This window comes from Alcaligenes sp. EGD-AK7 (assembly GCF_000465875.3).
Lineage (GTDB): Bacteria > Pseudomonadota > Gammaproteobacteria > Burkholderiales > Burkholderiaceae_B > Alcaligenes > Alcaligenes phenolicus.
The window spans coordinates 868,458-884,595 of record NZ_AVOG02000001.1; the positions used below are offsets into that span (position 1 = coordinate 868,458).

17 protein-coding genes and 1 tRNA gene are annotated in these 16,138 nt (G+C 54.3%); 5 read left to right on the forward strand and 13 right to left on the reverse strand.

Going from position 1 to position 16,138, the window contains the following annotated elements:
• Positions 1-83 precede the first annotated feature (83 nt).
• The 4 genes from N879_RS04025 to N879_RS04040 all read left to right on the forward strand — a co-directional run bounded on the left by N879_RS04025 (position 84) and on the right by N879_RS04040 (position 2,452).
• Positions 84-168 (forward strand) — tRNA-Leu (locus tag N879_RS04025).
• A 139-nt stretch (positions 169-307) separates the two neighbouring features.
• Positions 308-1,309 carry a tyrosine-type recombinase/integrase gene (locus N879_RS04030; RefSeq protein WP_021446713.1) on the forward strand — a complete coding sequence of 334 codons (1,002 nt, stop codon included), beginning with the start codon at positions 308-310 and terminating at the stop codon, positions 1,307-1,309.
• Positions 1,310-1,424: 115 nt separating this feature from the next.
• Positions 1,425-1,757, forward strand: coding sequence for a hypothetical protein (locus N879_RS04035; protein WP_009459084.1), 333 nt, complete (start codon positions 1,425-1,427; stop codon positions 1,755-1,757).
• An 11-nt stretch (positions 1,758-1,768) separates the two neighbouring features.
• The gene (locus tag N879_RS04040) at positions 1,769-2,452 is read left to right on the forward strand and encodes an SOS response-associated peptidase (protein WP_009459083.1); all 684 of its coding nucleotides are present in this window, start codon (positions 1,769-1,771) and stop codon (positions 2,450-2,452) included.
• Here the strand turns inward: N879_RS04040 and N879_RS20305 are convergent.
• Entirely contained in the window at positions 2,439-2,762 is a 324-nt protein-coding gene (locus N879_RS20305) for a hypothetical protein (RefSeq protein WP_128831648.1), read from the reverse strand. The genes N879_RS04040 and N879_RS20305 overlap by 14 nt on opposite strands.
• A 270-nt stretch (positions 2,763-3,032) precedes the next feature.
• On the opposite strand from N879_RS20305, the gene N879_RS04045 reads away from it, so the two are divergent.
• The gene (locus tag N879_RS04045; RefSeq protein ID WP_009459078.1) at positions 3,033-4,328 is read left to right on the forward strand and encodes a hypothetical protein; all 1,296 of its coding nucleotides are present in this window, start codon (positions 3,033-3,035) and stop codon (positions 4,326-4,328) included.
• Positions 4,329-4,621: 293 nt separating this feature from the next.
• On the opposite strand, the gene N879_RS04050 is transcribed toward N879_RS04045, so the two are convergent.
• The 12 genes from N879_RS04050 to N879_RS04105 form a co-directional block, all read right to left on the reverse strand.
• Positions 4,622-4,870, reverse strand: a complete 249-nt coding sequence (locus tag N879_RS04050; RefSeq protein WP_009459077.1) for a hypothetical protein — start codon at positions 4,868-4,870, stop codon at positions 4,622-4,624.
• A complete protein-coding gene (locus tag N879_RS04055; protein WP_009459075.1) occupies positions 4,863-5,435 on the reverse strand; it encodes a lysozyme in 573 nt (190 codons plus the stop codon). Before N879_RS04055 ends, N879_RS04050 begins: the two co-directional genes overlap by 8 nt.
• Positions 5,432-5,857, reverse strand: a complete 426-nt coding sequence (locus N879_RS04060) for a hypothetical protein (RefSeq protein ID WP_200914588.1) — start codon at positions 5,855-5,857, stop codon at positions 5,432-5,434. Before N879_RS04060 ends, N879_RS04055 begins: the two co-directional genes overlap by 4 nt.
• Positions 5,858-5,907: 50 nt before the next feature.
• Positions 5,908-6,342 carry a DUF4376 domain-containing protein gene (locus N879_RS04065; RefSeq protein WP_009459068.1) on the reverse strand — a complete coding sequence of 145 codons (435 nt, stop codon included), beginning with the start codon at positions 6,340-6,342 and terminating at the stop codon, positions 5,908-5,910.
• Complete coding sequence (locus N879_RS04070; RefSeq protein ID WP_009459066.1) at positions 6,326-6,730, reverse strand: hypothetical protein; 405 nt, start codon at positions 6,728-6,730, stop codon at positions 6,326-6,328. Before N879_RS04070 ends, N879_RS04065 begins: the two co-directional genes overlap by 17 nt.
• Entirely contained in the window at positions 6,730-8,232 is a 1,503-nt protein-coding gene (locus N879_RS04075; RefSeq protein WP_009459064.1) for a hypothetical protein, read from the reverse strand. The genes N879_RS04070 and N879_RS04075 overlap by 1 nt, the downstream gene beginning before the upstream one ends.
• Positions 8,219-8,419: a hypothetical protein gene (locus N879_RS04080; protein ID WP_009459062.1), complete on the reverse strand. Its 201-nt coding sequence runs from the start codon at positions 8,417-8,419 to the stop codon at positions 8,219-8,221. Before N879_RS04080 ends, N879_RS04075 begins: the two co-directional genes overlap by 14 nt.
• Positions 8,420-8,611: 192 nt before the next feature.
• A complete protein-coding gene (locus N879_RS04085) occupies positions 8,612-9,001 on the reverse strand; it encodes a hypothetical protein (RefSeq protein ID WP_009459060.1) in 390 nt (129 codons plus the stop codon).
• 4 nt (positions 9,002-9,005) lie between these two features.
• On the reverse strand, positions 9,006-13,913 hold the full coding sequence (gene gpJ, locus N879_RS04090; protein ID WP_021446716.1) for a TipJ family phage tail tip protein: 4,908 nt from the start codon (positions 13,911-13,913) through the stop codon (positions 9,006-9,008).
• Complete coding sequence (locus N879_RS04095; protein ID WP_021446717.1) at positions 13,913-14,575, reverse strand: tail assembly protein; 663 nt, start codon at positions 14,573-14,575, stop codon at positions 13,913-13,915. The genes gpJ and N879_RS04095 overlap by 1 nt, the downstream gene beginning before the upstream one ends.
• Entirely contained in the window at positions 14,572-15,345 is a 774-nt protein-coding gene (locus tag N879_RS04100; protein ID WP_009459057.1) for a C40 family peptidase, read from the reverse strand. The genes N879_RS04095 and N879_RS04100 overlap by 4 nt, the downstream gene beginning before the upstream one ends.
• On the reverse strand, positions 15,342-16,073 hold the full coding sequence (locus N879_RS04105) for a phage minor tail protein L (RefSeq protein ID WP_009459056.1): 732 nt from the start codon (positions 16,071-16,073) through the stop codon (positions 15,342-15,344). Before N879_RS04105 ends, N879_RS04100 begins: the two co-directional genes overlap by 4 nt.
• Between the last annotated feature and the right edge of the window lie 65 nt (positions 16,074-16,138).

Consider the following 16,138-nt stretch of genomic DNA (forward strand, 5'->3'; position numbering starts at 1 on the left):
GGCCCCTAATCTATTTGTTTTTCATACGGAGCAAGCACTTGCCGAGGATGAAAATCCAAGCTAGAATCTACTTCTTTCGTGTTGCGAACGTGGCGGAATTGGTAGACGCACCAGATTTAGGTTCTGGCGCCGAGAGGTGTGAGAGTTCGAGTCTCTCCGTTCGCACCAAAGCATGAAAACCGTTGATATCAATAATTCAAAAGACAGTAAAATCAACGGCTTGCGGGTATGATCTGAAATCAATTGATCCCTTAAAATCAATTTTTCCAGCAATTTGCTCCCATCTTGCTCGCAGGATTGCTCCCACATGGCCAGTATAAAAAAGACCGACAACGGTTATCGTGTGCAGATATTTATGCGTCTGCCAAATCGCCCTACCCCAGTTCGTGAAAGCAAAGTCTTTAAGACAAGGCGTGATGCTGTCGAGTGGGCAGCTGAAAGGGAGCGCACGTTACGCGAGGCTTCTGAAAGCGATCCGCGCTTAGGTTACACGTTGCGGAAAGCTATTCGTCGCTATGCAGATGAAGTCTCCCCAACAAAGCGAGGGGAACGTTGGGAGCAGGTAAGGCTTTCCGCCTTCGAGGGCTACAAGCTACCCCTCGACGCCCCACTAATTGAAATCACCGCTCAAAACATAGCAGACTTTCGGGACAGCAGAAGCCTAAGCATCTCTAGCGCATCAGTCCGGCGTGAGATCTCCCTCCTGTCCTCTGTGTTTCAGATGGCAATGCTGGAATGGGGGTGGGTTGATTCAAATCCATGCAGAATGATCCGTAAGCCTGTGAACTCAAAACATCGAGAGCGTGTTTTACAGTGGTGGGAGATCAAAAGAATGCTCAGGGAAATGGGCTATAAAAAGCACGGGCGCGTTACCTCCACAGGACAGGCGGTAGCCATCTGTATGATGACGGCCCTACGTACAGGTATGCGTGCCGGGGAGCTAACTGGCATGCGGTGGACGCAAGTGTACGAGAGGCATTGCCACCTGCCCACAACAAAGACAGGCCGCCCGCGAGACGTTCCTCTTTCATTAAAAGCTTGTGCCCTGCTTGAAAGAATGCGCGGCTGGGACGACGCGCTAGTGTTTGGTGTGAAAGCCGCCTCTCTCGACGCACTATTTCGCAAGTATCGCCAACGCGCTGATCTGGAGGGCTTTACCTGGCATGACACCAGACATACGGCAGCAACCATGATCTCCAAGAAAGTAGAAGTCCTGGATTTGTGCAAGATTTTCGGATGGGCCGACCCGAAAATGGCTATGGTGTACTACAACCCACACGCACAATCTCTAGCCGAACTTCTTGATTAACACACCCGACACGAGACGGAGCCCGCCATAGAGCGGGCTTTTTTGCGTCCACAGCCTGTAACACCTGACAACCAGTTAAGTGCTAAATTGCTGTTTTTTTATACAGCAATTTACCATGCTTACCTACCGCGAACTGAAAGCCATACAAGAAGGCAACCGGCGCAATCAGGACGTGATGAACCTGTTGCGCGAGGTAAAACGCCTACGCGAACTGGCCGTGCTGACCTACTCCATACTGGGCACCATGCCTTTGAGCAGCCTGGGTGAGAACATGCACCGCCTCAACCCACTCTTTGAAGCACTCAAAATGGAGAATGCCGTTCAGGGGTACATGCGTGCATCTGAACATCGAGACCGGCTCAACTTCCCTCACCGCACCCAGGGTCGGGACGGCGACATGGCATACTACCTAAAGCGCTACAAGCAAGATCCAGCAACCAAACCTTGATGGAGAAATGCATGTGTGGACGAATTAGACAGGCCCGCGAACCGGTCGACTATATAGAGTCAATGAACTGGAATCCCCACGACCTGGGCAAGCTGGCAGGCGGCCTGAAATACAACGTGCCGCCTGGTACACACCCCATCGTCCTCCACCAGCTCGGTGATGGCAGTGACCAGATAGATAGGCTGTTCTGGGGCTACAAACCCGAGTGGTACAAACGCTCGCCGGTGATCAATGCAAGGCTGGACACCATCTTGAAGAAATCGCCAATGTGGCGCGGCCTACTCGGCAAACGTGTGCTTGTGCCGGCTGATGGGTGGTTCGAATGGACAGGGGAGACTGGCGATAAGCAGCCTTGGTTTATCCATGGTAAAGATGGCGCCCCACTCTTTATGGCCGCGATCACGGCCTGGCAGCCAGGCAAAGGCAATGATGTTAAACACGGATTTGCTATCGTGACCGATGCATCAGTTGGCGGGATGGTAGATATTCACAACCGCAGACCAGTAGTTTTCACGCCAGACGATGCTCGCGAGTGGGCGCCCCCGGAGACCGATATCGAGGCGGCACTGGAATTGCTAAGCACAGCGCGGCCTGAAACTGCTTTTAAGTGGCATCCGGTTACTCGGCAAATGAGTAATGTGAAGTACCAAGCTCTAGACCTAAATCACCTAATCCAAAATGCTACTCGATATTAGGATAACTACCGTTTGGTAAGAAGTAATCCTCTATGAGACCAATAAATGAACCATGTAGGCTATTAGGATCCTGAAGGGTTTCCTTGGTAATCTCAATGACTGATAAATCAGCCACGCTTGTTCCTAAATTTTGCCCGCAAAGAAGTTCGACAGTTTCTCTGTCCATGTGATGGCTAATAACGCAATGCCCATTTATACCGCCGTAGCCCACGGACTGGCCGTTCAGAGCCGTAACGTTATTAAAAAAAACACTATGTTTTGGATTGCTTCGCCCCTGAGAGAGGGACACCTCATATAAATACTTATGCACAGCGACTATCCTTGTTAACTAATTGCTAAAATGACAGCATAACAAATCATGTAATAAAATATATAAAACATGATAATTGATGCTCCCTACTCCTTCTCCAAGGTAGTGCAATAGAGTAATCAAGGCGATATTAATCTAAAGGTCACACCACCGCTCGTACAGCCTTAGGCAACAGCGCAGTACTTACCGCCCCTGGGCCTCGGTATATGCAGCTTCACACGCTAAGCCCTCTATTTAATGTGCGCGGCTAAAAACATTAGGGAGATAACTATGGAGCTGCCTTTTGATGATTCGACGCCTGCAGTCTGGCAGCACGAATTCACGGTTGAAAACTTGATTGACTATGCGACAGCTTCAAGATGCCTGTCAGAGTACATTCGTGTATTGAATAAAGAAGGCTATACAAACCTCGTTATACCTAGTCGGGGGGCAGTGCCGTTTGTCCAAGCCGCTACGCGCGCTTACATGCTTGAATCGAACGCGTTGCAGACGCCTGAGGAGCGATATCGATGGAAGGTTGACTTCATCTACTCTCCGTTCACGAGTAAGTTAGTCTTGCCATTTTCGGCAGATCCTAACGAGGAGTTTCAGACGAGCGGTGCAATCAGGGAATACTGGAGCCGCGTTCTTGCTGCGATAATCAAAAGAGATGGCCGAGATAAATACTTAGTGCTTTACAAGGTTCTTGTTGAAAAGCTTGCCAAGCGATCATGGAATGGAACCCTAGGTCGGGTCCTGCCAACGAAGAAGTTCATTTTCGTGGACACCGTGATCTCTGGTCGGGCCATCTGCGAAATCATTACGGCCTTCAAAAAAGTGGGCCTTGAAGAATGCTACTTCATACTGATTGCCGATGAAAGCGGCAATAAGATTGAGCCTGAATACAGACAAGTGATAGAAGGCCTCATCCAAGCGGACCGCTGTAGCCTGATTCATGTAAAGCGAATGTTTACCGAAGATCGTGGCCCTGGAGCTAGTGGTGTTTGGAGTACGGTATACCCACAGGTACTAAGGGCTGTTCAGCAGAATTTCCCTTGGGCAGAGCACTGTTACGGCGCTGGTACTTTTTATCACAAGGTCTCAAGCGCTCAGCTTGAACCTAAGGATGGAATCGGCACAGTCGACTACAACATGCCGGTCACGCAGATGTACTCATCGATTAAGGGGTGCATCTTCGCCGCGCTGGTAGCCATGCAACAATGTGACGAAGCCAAAAAATTGTTAGAAGAAAAGGGACACAGAAACTTGCCAAACTTCGATTCTCTGGTAGCTGATTACCGCGCCCAAACAATGGACACAATGATGCATTTGCTGAGACGTGAGCTTGACGACATGTGTAAGACGTTGCGTGACTTGGAGAAGTTTACACCCTTAGACAAAAGGACCACGAAGCTTTTGGCTGAGCCCAGGGTCAAAAAGGAGCACCCCAATGCAGAAGTCGAGGTTTCGAGTTCACACCTAGTGAGGGTTATCCTGCCCGAGGCAGAGGTCGACGCCTTTATTCACGAGGCGAAAATCGAGCTCAGTGCTGACCTCGACGTGCTTGCGGATGATTACTTCCATTGACAACGGCTAACGAGGTTCGCATGGCGTCTTTGTATCGAGCGAACTACTTGCATTTTTTCTCGATGGCTTAAATTATTAGTCAAAAGAGCGGTCCGAATGACTACATTAAACCTGCACTCTAGGCTTCTGAAACCTTAGCATCGATGAAGGTGACTCAAGGTCAGCTTTATCTTTGACACAGCCGGGCCCAGATTTCGGCGTCCGTTTCCACATAACGTAGCACTCTGATAGGTGTGGTGTTGATCTCCGCATCAGAGCGCCACTGAAACGGACGTTGAGCAGCGGCGCAGTAGCTACCGCCCTTCGGTGCTGCGCATCCGCTTACGAGCGCGATCACGCACAGCATCATCATCCAGACGCTCAATCGTTTCCGCTGCATCACGTCCTACCTCCACAGCGGACAGATCCGCCTTTGTTTGTTTCTGTTCTGCCTGGGCCCTGCCCTGACGCCGCCCCACGCGGAGCAGCGCCAGCGCGGCCAGGACCAAGCCACCCAGCAGGCCTAGCCAGCCTGCCACCTTTTCCCATAGCGCCTTAAACAATGGCCGCTCCTATCTTGATGGCTTCAGCTCCAGATGCGCCCAAGAAACGAGCGCGGTCTGCAGCACGACGGCGACGCAGGCCCAGCAGCACCTTGCCGCCTGATTTGTTCCAGCGCGGGAATTGCTCAGCAGCACCGGCCTGGTCGCCGGCATTGAACAAGCGGACCAGCATGGAACCTTGAAATGCGGATACGCCTATGTTGTAGGTCAGATCCACCATGGCATCGAGCTGGGCCTGGGTCGCCGGACGAGTTAGCGCAGCTAAGACACCAGGCACGAACTCACGCGTCAGCCGGCGCTGCAGCCGCTCGTCGGCTTCGGCCTGGGTGATGCGCAGGCCTTTCACTACATCGGGGCCGGTATCGCCCCAGCCGATTGTCCACACTTTGCCGTCAGAATCCCAGTAGGCCTCCAGCCGGCAGCTCTCGAAATACCGCAGGATGGCCAGGCCGTCGGCGGAGATACCGACCGGCTTTGGCTCAACCGGTGCCGGCGAGGGTTCCACTTTCTGCGAACGGAAAAAAAGGGCCAGCAGGCCCGTGATAAATTCGATCAGCTTGTTCACTTGCTTCCCCTTGCTAGATCTTGAATTTCGCCAATTACCTCGGCAATATCGGCTTTGCGCCGCTTGTCGAAAAAGTTGAACGCCCATCGCACCACGGCCCACCCTGGCAAACCACATGCGAATGCCAAGCCAAGCATGGCCACCAGACCCACCGGGTTATTGGCCCAGTGATGCAGCTCATACTGCTGAATCACAGCGGCACCACCCGAGATCGAGGCCACCACGGTACTGATCACGCCCACAATCCATTCAGACTGCGTGCGCGGCCGCAAAATACACATCACCACCAGCGTGGCTAGGCCCGCGCCAATGGCCCCCATACCTGCTATCCCTCCCATTGCTTTCCAGACGGCCAGACCAGCCGCCGATGTCCCCGTGCTTGTCGGTTCCAAGTCCTTCCCCTTGTGTAATACGGTCGGCATGGCTGTCTCCCGTGAAGCGCTGCAAAAGCAGCAGACGTAAAAAAAGCCGCTTAGGCGGCTGGGTATTCCCAGATAATCTGATCAATGCTCGGCTTGTCAGGCGCTAACTGGACCTGCTCAGCCAGCGCCGCGTTGTGTTGCATCAGCGCCAGGATGCGCGTCTTGGCCTCCCGTCCCACTTGCTGAATCTGTGCGGCCGTATGGTCGCGCATGGCCCAGACCTCATGGAGATCAGCGCACCAGAACGGGGTGGACCAGCTCTCGTCGTCGCCTTGCATCAACGAATCCGCGACACTGCCCGCAAGATTCAACTGATCAGTTTCTTTACTGGGATACAGATGAGGCTGACCCAGAGCACTAGATTCAAACCCTGCCGTAATTGCCTGCCGACATGCTGCAGACAACGAAGCAATCTTGGCCTCCTTATATTCTTGTAGCTGTGTCGCAGCAGTGCGCAGCTTGCTGGTATCAATCCTGATGTTCATCTTCTGGCTCCATAGTGGGTATTTCAATCTGTTCAGGCTCCGGCTCTGGAACAGGCGACGGGGGTGCTGGGGCCTGTGCAGGCAAAGCAACAACACCGTCATGGCTGATAATCACAGGCTCGGGGAAACACGCTGCTGGGTCTGTTTGACTCGCTGCGATATGAAAAAGCAGGCCATCAATCAGAATTCCTGTTTCATCGCGAATGACCGACGCGCCACCAAGTAACGGGTGCTCAATCGACCCAGCTGGCAAAGAATCGCCCTGCTCCATAAAGGACAAATCAAGGACTTCCCCATTAATCGTGATTTTTTCACCCTGACGGACTACGGTCAGGGGGGCTACGTCACCGATAGGAACTTGTGGAGTTAACACCAAGGTAATATTCATCACTTATATCGTCCAATTGCAATATAGCTACCGCCTAGACTGGTCCCGCTATCAGGAATCGTAACGGAGGTTCGGATGTGAAAGGCAGATAACCCAGGACCCATGGCCACTTGGGCGGCGGTGTAGTATGCGGAGCCGTCATTCGTGGTCTGTATGGATACTGAAGGTTGGGAGATAAAGCCAAGCGGGTAATAAATAGCGGGTGAGGTAGGCTTCCAACCATTACCAGAAAAGCCAAAGGTCCCGTAGCAAAGCTGGGTACCGTCTGCGAATCGCACCCACGTTCCGTTAGCGTTTGATCCCGTGGCAATAACGGAGCCAGCAGCCACATCACCAACAATGTTTTTGTCATGAACAAGTTTGCAGGCATCCCGGAATGTCTTTTGTCCGGACACCGCCCCATTCATATAGAAGTTATCGGTATAGGGGTCCGTCGAAATACGCAGGCCAGAGTTAAAGTGGGTTGTGTTGTAAGCCAAATCCAAGAAAAACCCACCGCCGCCCCAGGCTGGCTTTGCTCCTGACTTATAGTACCAGCCAGTCTTTTGCGCATCCCACGAGGTCGGAGATGCCTGAGCACCACCGAAACCATACTCCCCAACATACATAGCCTCGCGCCAAACGTGGTAAGAACCAGCACGCCGACCACGCCAGCCCAACCTATTGCTGGAACTGACTACCACTTGCCCCCCGGCTGTGCCGGCTTGCCTGTGGAAAACGACCCCGGCGTTATACCCAGCTACGTTGTCAAATGGTAGCCCTGATACAGAGCCAATTGCCTCGTTGTAGTAGTAAGCCCCAGACCCCACGTTCAAATCATCAAGCTTTGCTGCTGGAAACATGTCTAAATTGGCGTCTGCGCCCGAGCGGCCCACGCCATACTGCCCCACTGTCATAAGCTCTTTCCAGGCATTGGGCTTAGCATTATTGACTGTGCGTATGTAGAACTTGTCTTGAACCGGCGACGCATACAATAGACCGTAGTACGTACCGCCCCACCCAAACTTGAAATAGCTTGATCCGGAGCTAGTGCCATCAGGTTTACCCACATCGCTTGAGCCCGATCGGTAAATCCCATTAATGGGGTTTTTCAGAATGTCTTGGTCTGCAACCGCTCCCGAATTACCTCCAAAACCCCAGTCTGCATTGCGCATCACGCGCCCTGGGACAGGATCGATCGTTGATGTGGCCAGAGTACCCTTGGCGGCGCTCCCCATATCCGACAGTGCAGGCAGCAATTCTGCTGCACGATCTGCCAACTCTTTGACATACCCTTGCATGGGGGCCAAAGCATAAGGCTGACCTGTAGCCGTCGCACCACGATAGGGTTTCGTCAGCGTCAGGGAGGTATCAGAGGCAATGTTCAACACTTCGTACAGACGCCCGTCTGGCGCCACAAAGGCCTCACCCTGCCGGGCACCGGCCAGCCACTTTGTACCGGTGCCTGTCACTGTTGCGCTGTTTACAGTGACCTTGACTGTCCCTGCGTCATACCATGCCATTACTTCCCTCCTCCTGAAGCTGGGCCTCAGATGCCGGCTCGGTCTGCTGCTGCGAATCGCCGGACTGCTGTACGCCCGTGGCGAGAATGTCGATCAAGCTACGAATCATGCCGCCAGCTAGCTCGGGCGTGATTCGATTACCCGTGTTGTTCTCAAAAACCTGCGCGATGGATTTGTGAATACTCATTGAACACCCATAAAAAAAGCCGCTTCTTAAGCGGCTGGATATTTCTCTTTAACGGCTCGACACTGAGCCACCCATTTATCAACATCTGGCGGTAGTTGCTGGCCTTGCTCCTGCAAATGCCGGGCCAGCTTGTAGACTGCATCGAGCTGATCCCCAATATCCGGATACTCCCGTTGCCGGCGTTCTGCGTGGTTATTCGGCTGGTGGTGGATTTTCAATGGTGTAACTCCCATCCAAATACGGCCAGCGCGTGACCGTGATTTCGTACATTCCGGAGAACTGAAACGACAGCTCCACGTCCCCGCCGTCAGCGCACTCGTACTGCTGGCCCTCTATAGTAATTGTGCTGCCTGGGCGAACCCCGCGCAGCACCAGGCCCTCTGCCACGACCGGGCAAGCCGGACGCCGACGCGCCTGCCCACCGTAGAACCACCACGAATCATCAAGCGCGCCCGGAGCGACTCCCCCCGTCCAGGCAACAATAGTAGGGGCCAGAACATAATCTGGGTGCCCCTTGACTACCCCGTTAAAGCGGCCTGTGCCCGGCATAAACAGTGTCACGGATTCATGTTTTGGTCGCATATATTCACCTCATATGAAACAGTACGACCGTATCCACGGCGGAAAGCAGCGGCGGTGGGGTTGGGTCGATACCTGGTCTCCAGCTAACGTCTGCAGCCCACACGTCTATGGTGTTATTCCCAGCATTCAGCTCCGTGCTCACTACCTTTGAGATAGGGTTCTCAATGTTGGGCAGATAAGAGTTGCCCGAGTAGATATGCAAAGCGGGAAACTGGGCCAGTATCCATCCGTTCACACGAATAACGATCTTGTTGTGTCGAACAGTTGACGACGAAGCGGTACCGTTATAGAACACCATGATATTGGCTATACCGCCATGGGCTGTGTTAATGACTAAACTCCCGGAACCGGATCGTGCTGCGTGCATGGTGACTGAGTTACCGGCAATCCTCAGCGTATCGACCTCAGCAAGCCCAATCTTGGCGCGTGTAATCGCCGCATCGCGGATTTTGCCGCTGGTAATTGCGGCATTTTCGATCTGAGCGTGCCCAATGGCAGCGTCCTGGATCTTCGCCCGCGAAATAGCACCGTCAGCAATTTTGGCTTCCGTAATCGACGCAAAGCCAATTAGCGCCGTATTCAGAATGCTGGCCCCACCCTGTACCGAAAACACCGTGACCGGATCACCGTTGGTCGCATGCATGACAGCAAAGCGGTCAGCCAGCACAGCGAACGTAGACTGCATCACGCCAGACTCGTTGGTCAGGTCCAGGCCGACACCTGCGACATACCGCACGCCGTTGGCGTTAGCTTGTAGTTTGATCCCCCACGCTGCCGATACTTTCGTGAACTCGCCCTCCAGCTCTACAAGCGCCTGCAGCGTTTCTTGAACAGCGGCTGATGCCGCGCTTGCCTGCCCAGCCACCCCACCCAGTTCTGCCTGGACGATGCGGATGGATTCGGCCAATGCCCGGTTCTCCTCGGCCTGCACGTTTCTAAACTCGGACAATGCGGCACGCGCCTGTGTCAGCCCCACGTTTGTCTGGTACTGATTCAACACGCTTTCAAGATAGGCATCTTCACCCGCTTGTTGGCGCTTGATTTCAGCATTGAGCACCAGTTGATGACTGGACATTGCCTCCTGCTTGCCCTCCACGTCTGACACGCGTGTCTTAGTGTCGTTCAGGGCACCGGCGGTTGCTGCTAAGCCCGTGCTTGGATCCCGAACCTCATTTTGCAACGCAGTCAGGCTCTCACCCTGAGAGGTGATCGTATTGCCATGCTGAGTCACCTTCGTTGACAGTCCATCAACCGCGCTGGCATTCGCTTGCGTTTGTACCTGCAAACTCGCCAGGCTCGGCTGCCACTCCATGGCCGGAATGACCGAGCCTTTATAAAGCGTGGCCCAATGAATGGAAGCGTCACCGGCCTGGGTACCGGGCGAAGGGACATAGTAAAAGCGCAGTTCTTTAGGCAAGGTGTTGGCCGTGCTCTTTTTGAACTTGATCACTTGCACGCTGCGAATGAGGCCCTTGTCCAGCTCCCCAACCTTCTGTGAGCTGCCCCCTGCCCAAATACCAATTGCGGACGTGGTATCACCACTTTCTGGTTTGTGGGTGTAACAGACCACAAGGGTATACTCCTGCCCTGGCTCCAGGTCCTCTACCACGTTGTACCTGCCCCAAAGATAGGTAGAGGTAGATCGCACCAACTCCACGTTTGAATCCAGAAGCAGATTGCCGGATGGCGAGACCAAAGCGCCCAGATCAGTTTTTAACTGGGTGAGGCTGGATGCCTGGGCTTCCAGCTTGTCCTCAGCGGTCCTCACCCGAGTACTGAGCTGGCTTACTACCGTCGCCAAACCACTCTGAGCCTCTTCCAGTCCTTCGACCTTACTGGACAGTGCGGTTGTCGCCTCAGACAGCGACTGCAGCCCATCCTGCAGTTGGCCAACCTGAGTGCGCATTAACTGAACGGCAGACCCCAGCGCACCCAGTCCAGACTCTGGATCATCAACCCTACCCGCCACTGTGCTGATCTGCTCGGCGTTTGCCTGAATCTGGCCCTCTGCCTGTTCGACGCGGCTGATCGTTTCTTGCGACTGAGCCGCCAAGGCCGCCAGACCAGCCGTGATTGAGGCGTAATCGCCAATCAGCTCCCAATGCGCCTTGTCCGATACAGGCTTGCCGGCTGGGACTGCTTTCTTTGCCCGGTACATTTTGCCATCGGCAAATACCACCGTGCCTACTGCATAGGTGGCGCCAACATCCCATTCATCAGCCTTCAGCAGATCCTGCACCTGACCGTTGATCTGGCCCACCTGTTTATTGAGCGCGGTCAAATCAACGTTGATATCCGCCACCGAGTCCCGAATGCTCGGAATGTCGCGGATATCGCCCATGAGCAGTTCGCCCAGGCCACCCTCTACGATCTCAGAGGTAATGAGGTCGTTGTATTCGCTGGCCACCTGACTGGGAACGCCACGCACCCCTGCCGCAGACTCGGCTGGATACCAAGGGCCAAGCGTACCGTTCTTGTCGATCAGCCGCGCCCAGAAGAAGTGCTCAGTGGTGATCGCCAGCCCCGTCTGCTCGAATGAGTCTGAGGGGTATGCGAAACTGCCTGCAGGCAGCGAATCAGCGAAGTCCTGCGTGGAGCTGTAGCGGATTTCTGTACGCTCGATGATGTTGGGCCCAGTAGGGAAGCCCCAACTCAGTCGAATCCCCCAAGGAATGGAAGCCGTGACCAAGTGCGTGACCGGCAGCGGAGCCGATACTTGCCCTGTCAGCGCGGTTACATCCGAGTATGCCCACAAAGAAGGCACATCCAGCCCGTTGATTGCACGAACGCGCACGCTGTATTCGCCCGTATAGAAATCTGGGATTTCCACAAGGCGCTCGCCGGTGCGTGGAACCTGCACCCAGCCACTGTTGTCACGCCGCCACTGCACGTCATACAGCAGGGCATTCTCAACCGCATCCCATGTGATTTCGGCAATGTGGCGGCTCTGGCCCTGCCTGAGCACATAATGCTCCCGGATCTGGACGTTACTCGGTGCCATTTGAGTTCGAGGCGGCACCACGCTGATAGGCAAGGGCTCCAGGCGGACCCCATAATCGATCGCATCAAACTTTCCAGGATGGTGCTCAACCGCAGACACATCAAACGTAATACCGTCACGCTCTTTGATGGAGATAACGCGTGCAGTTTGCAGCGCCAAATCATCCGCTTCCACAGCCCAACCGGCCTGCGCAACGGGGGCCTGGCTAAAGCCTGGGCTCACTGTAACGACCCGGCCATTCACTGCGGACACTGGGCGCGTTTGCGAAAGCCCTGAAGGCAAGTTAACCGTTAACCGATCACCAATTTTTACTGGGTGCTCGGCATCCAGTGTGATCTTGATGCTCGTCGCAGACTGAACCAGACCACCCAAACGGCGTCCTGCCCGATTTCGGTCAGCAATCTTAATCAGACTGCCTGGCTGAGGGATCACCCCATCAAGCCCGACCGAAAACGACACACCGCCCTGCTCCATGCGAGATGTATACAGCTGATACAGACCAACTCGTTGCGCCTGACCACGAGATGTACACCCGAACGCGACCACCTCAGTCTTACGAATGCCATGCTTGCGCACGCCATCATAATCAGTCACCACCTCGACCTTTGCACGATAAAAATCCGTGGGGTCATTCCAAGACACCAGGGCCACGGTTTTAAGTGTGGTCAGATCCGCACCGATGTAGTTAAACCGCCCATCCACCACACGCGCATTCGAGTACGTATACACCGGATCGCTGGGCATATCCGCAACAGCTACAGCCTGACCGTTGGCCCAATACGTCATCCCTCGAAAGACACTGGTCAGATCATTAATCACCCGCAGCGCATCGGCACTCGATTGGAAGTAGGCATTACAAACAAATCGCGGCTCTGTGCCACCCTGTCCGTCCGGCACAGACTGGTCACAATATGCCCCGATCTGGTACAGGGCATAGCGATCAATCATTGAGGCATCAATTCGATCACCCAGACCATACAGGCGATTTGTCAGCATGTCATAGAACACCCAAGCCGGATTGTTCGACCAGGCACGCTTGAAAGTTCCATCCCACACGCCACTATAGGTGCGCGACAAGGGGTCATAGTTCGATGGCACCCGAATAACCTGGCCACGCCAATGATAGGCGCGGGTTGGAATGGCCTGAAACTGCTCTGCGTCCACGCGGATGCCAACCAATGCTGTCATTGGGTAGCGGAATTTGCCATCAACCACTTCAGCGTAGGATTGAATCAGCATCCGATCTTGCACAGCGCTATTGTTGGAGTCCGGCGTTATACGTCGCACCCGCACTGTCCAGCCTTGTGCACCAACCGGCAAATCAATCCGATGGGTACGCGTGTAGCCGTTCACCGTCTTCCCATCGACCGCCGAGGTGAGGATATTCACAAAGGAGCCACTGCCAATCGCTAAATCAATCGCGTACTCAACCCGTGCACCTACGCGATCCCCTGCGTTCTTACCTGACTCGACCATCGTCAGTAGCTGTGGCCAATGCAGGCTTACTCTCACCGCCGACAGGTCTGGGTTCGTAATCAACTGCGACCAAGGCGTTTTAATGCTCACCTCAGCACCAACGGACACAACATTAGCTGCTGCGGGGAAACCTGCAATATGCTCCTGGTCCTGCGTGCCGACTCGATAGTCAACCTGAACATTTCGAAAATTCAAGCTTCCATCCGCATTCTGGATGGGCGTCCCATCAAGATAGATATCGCGCAAAGGCTGGTCGGCATGCACCGGCCCCGCCATTTCCCCATTCCCTACCGCGTCAAGAACAGCGGCAAAAGAAATGTTGTGCAGGCTATCGGGTTGCTCAACAGGCGTGCGAGCGCTACCACCCCCCTTCCCTCCGCCACCAGACCCTATAATCCGTTGGCCCCCACGTTTAGGCTCAAGCACGACTGTCATTACTGCTGATCCTCAGAGTACATATCACCAGAGATCGTGGCCGCGCCAACAATCATTTCACCGTAAAGCACACCGAAAGGATTACCTTGAGCGGTAGTATTAACCGGGCCATTAAAGTTGTAGCTAGCGCCGTTGTCTGGCGAGTCAACGCTGGTCAGCCCTTGCGGCTGCTTTGTTAATAGTTGAGATACCCCGCCCAACACCATTGAGACCCCCATCCCAAACGCCATCCCCCCGAGCAGGCTGCCAGCCTTGAGGGTGCCTGCTGCAATTGTCACACCGCCAGTTAAGAATGCTGCACCGATCAACGCTGCGCCCAGCACCACCTGAAACAAACCTCCTCGCCCAGAACCAATCACGACCGGTGCAATGCGAATCGCATCGGTACCGACTGGTGCATTCAGCATGTCCTCGCCCACATTTTCCTTGCCGATCCAGCATGTATAAGCCACGCCCCTATCTGTGCTGGCATGCAATGCCTGCTCAAAGCCAGGGACCATCAGGCACAACGCGCGCACCGCGCCCGCGATGTCATTGCAAACAAAGTGGTGAAGACGCCCAAATTGCTTGCCAAGAGCCCCAGACAGACGGATTGTGCGCAGCCGGTCCGACCCTTCAGGCGAAAAAAAACCGGCATTGGCCGGTAGTGCTGCTGTTGTCATTTCCGATACCTCACAATCATTCGCGTTATGTCACGCCAATGGCCCGCATACAGCACACGCTCTGATAAGCGTGGCATCGCGTGATGCAACAATGCCCCTGGAATAGGGTGCAGATCTGGCTGCGTCTTCAAAGACTCATTGCCTAAATAAACGCCTCCGTGATTTGTGCGGTCACTGCGGTACTGCATCAAAATCACATCCCCGTACACGGGCTCACCGCTGACCAGCTGAAAGCCTGCCCTTTCAAAATTATCCAAATACAGCTCGCCAAACTCGGGCTTACTCCACCAATCGTCAGGACGTTCAAAGTCCAGCAGCTCAATCCCTAGCTCATAATCGTAAAAGTCGCGGATGAGGCCATAGCAATCCAGGCTGCCGTGATGAAACGAGCGTCCGACCAATGGTGCTTGATAACCAGATGGCTCAAATGAATGCCAATCACGCACAGCGGGCGTTAGCTCACCTGCATTCTGACCAACCGCTACGATATGCCACGGCAAACCAGTCTCCTCACAAGAGACCAAGTCTGCCTCGGTGGGCTGTGCATCACGGTCGATATGCGAATGCGCCACCGCAAGGATCTGGCCAACAGCTTCGACTCGGTCGTAGTCATCAATTGGCAAATGAAAATCACGCCCATCCTCTGCAATGTTGCGGCACGGCACATACTGCTGCCGATTGCCCACAGCGACAATAAGACCACACGCCTCACGCGGATAATCAGCCAGCGCGTGACGCTCGATAGCGCGTTTTATAGCGGCACGCATCATCGCACCCGATCTGCTGACGGAGACCCGCCAAACGGCAGTGGCGCCCACTCACCAAAACGCCTCTTGCAGTCACTCAACAACCCACCGCACCGGTCTTGCGCCGGATCTGTAACTGGGTTGCCATCCTTATCGAACATCGCTGCTCCAGTGTATCCACACCAGGCCCCACGATAGCCGCCCTCTGGTGCCGCCTTGGTCAACCAGCCGCAGACATTGGCAATCACCTGACGACTGGGCAACTGTGCGCCATCAAGTGTCAAAGGCGAGCTGAGCACAAATTCCACAAACTCGGGTGACTCACCACTTCTTTGGGAAATTATCCAGCGCTCATCTGGCAGATGCTCGCCAGGGTTCGCTGTGGGATTACCTTGCGGAAAATTCACTGCGTCAAGATACCGGGCGAACGTACGCCGACGAATCAATGTAGCCCCCTTCAGATCCCCCAGCGCCAAACACAATGCAGACACAACACCTGTAATAGGCTCCCCGCTCGAATCGTCTCCAATGTTGCCCACCATAAGTGTGGGCAGCGGCTGCTGGCTATCGCCTGTCCGCTCAAAATCCCGCGCCTCAATAGCCCATGGCTGATAGTGTTTGCCTTGCCAAGTAATCACACCATCGTTGTGGTTGTGGTAACGCTCTACATCACCGCCAATGGCTCGACAATCGAGTTCGTACAATGTGACCAGATTGCCAGGAACCAGTTTCTGCACGTCTTCAAGAATCATTGCTCACTCACAAAAAAAACCGGCCTGAGCCGGTATCACTACGCCCCTATACAGCGCGCCGTGAT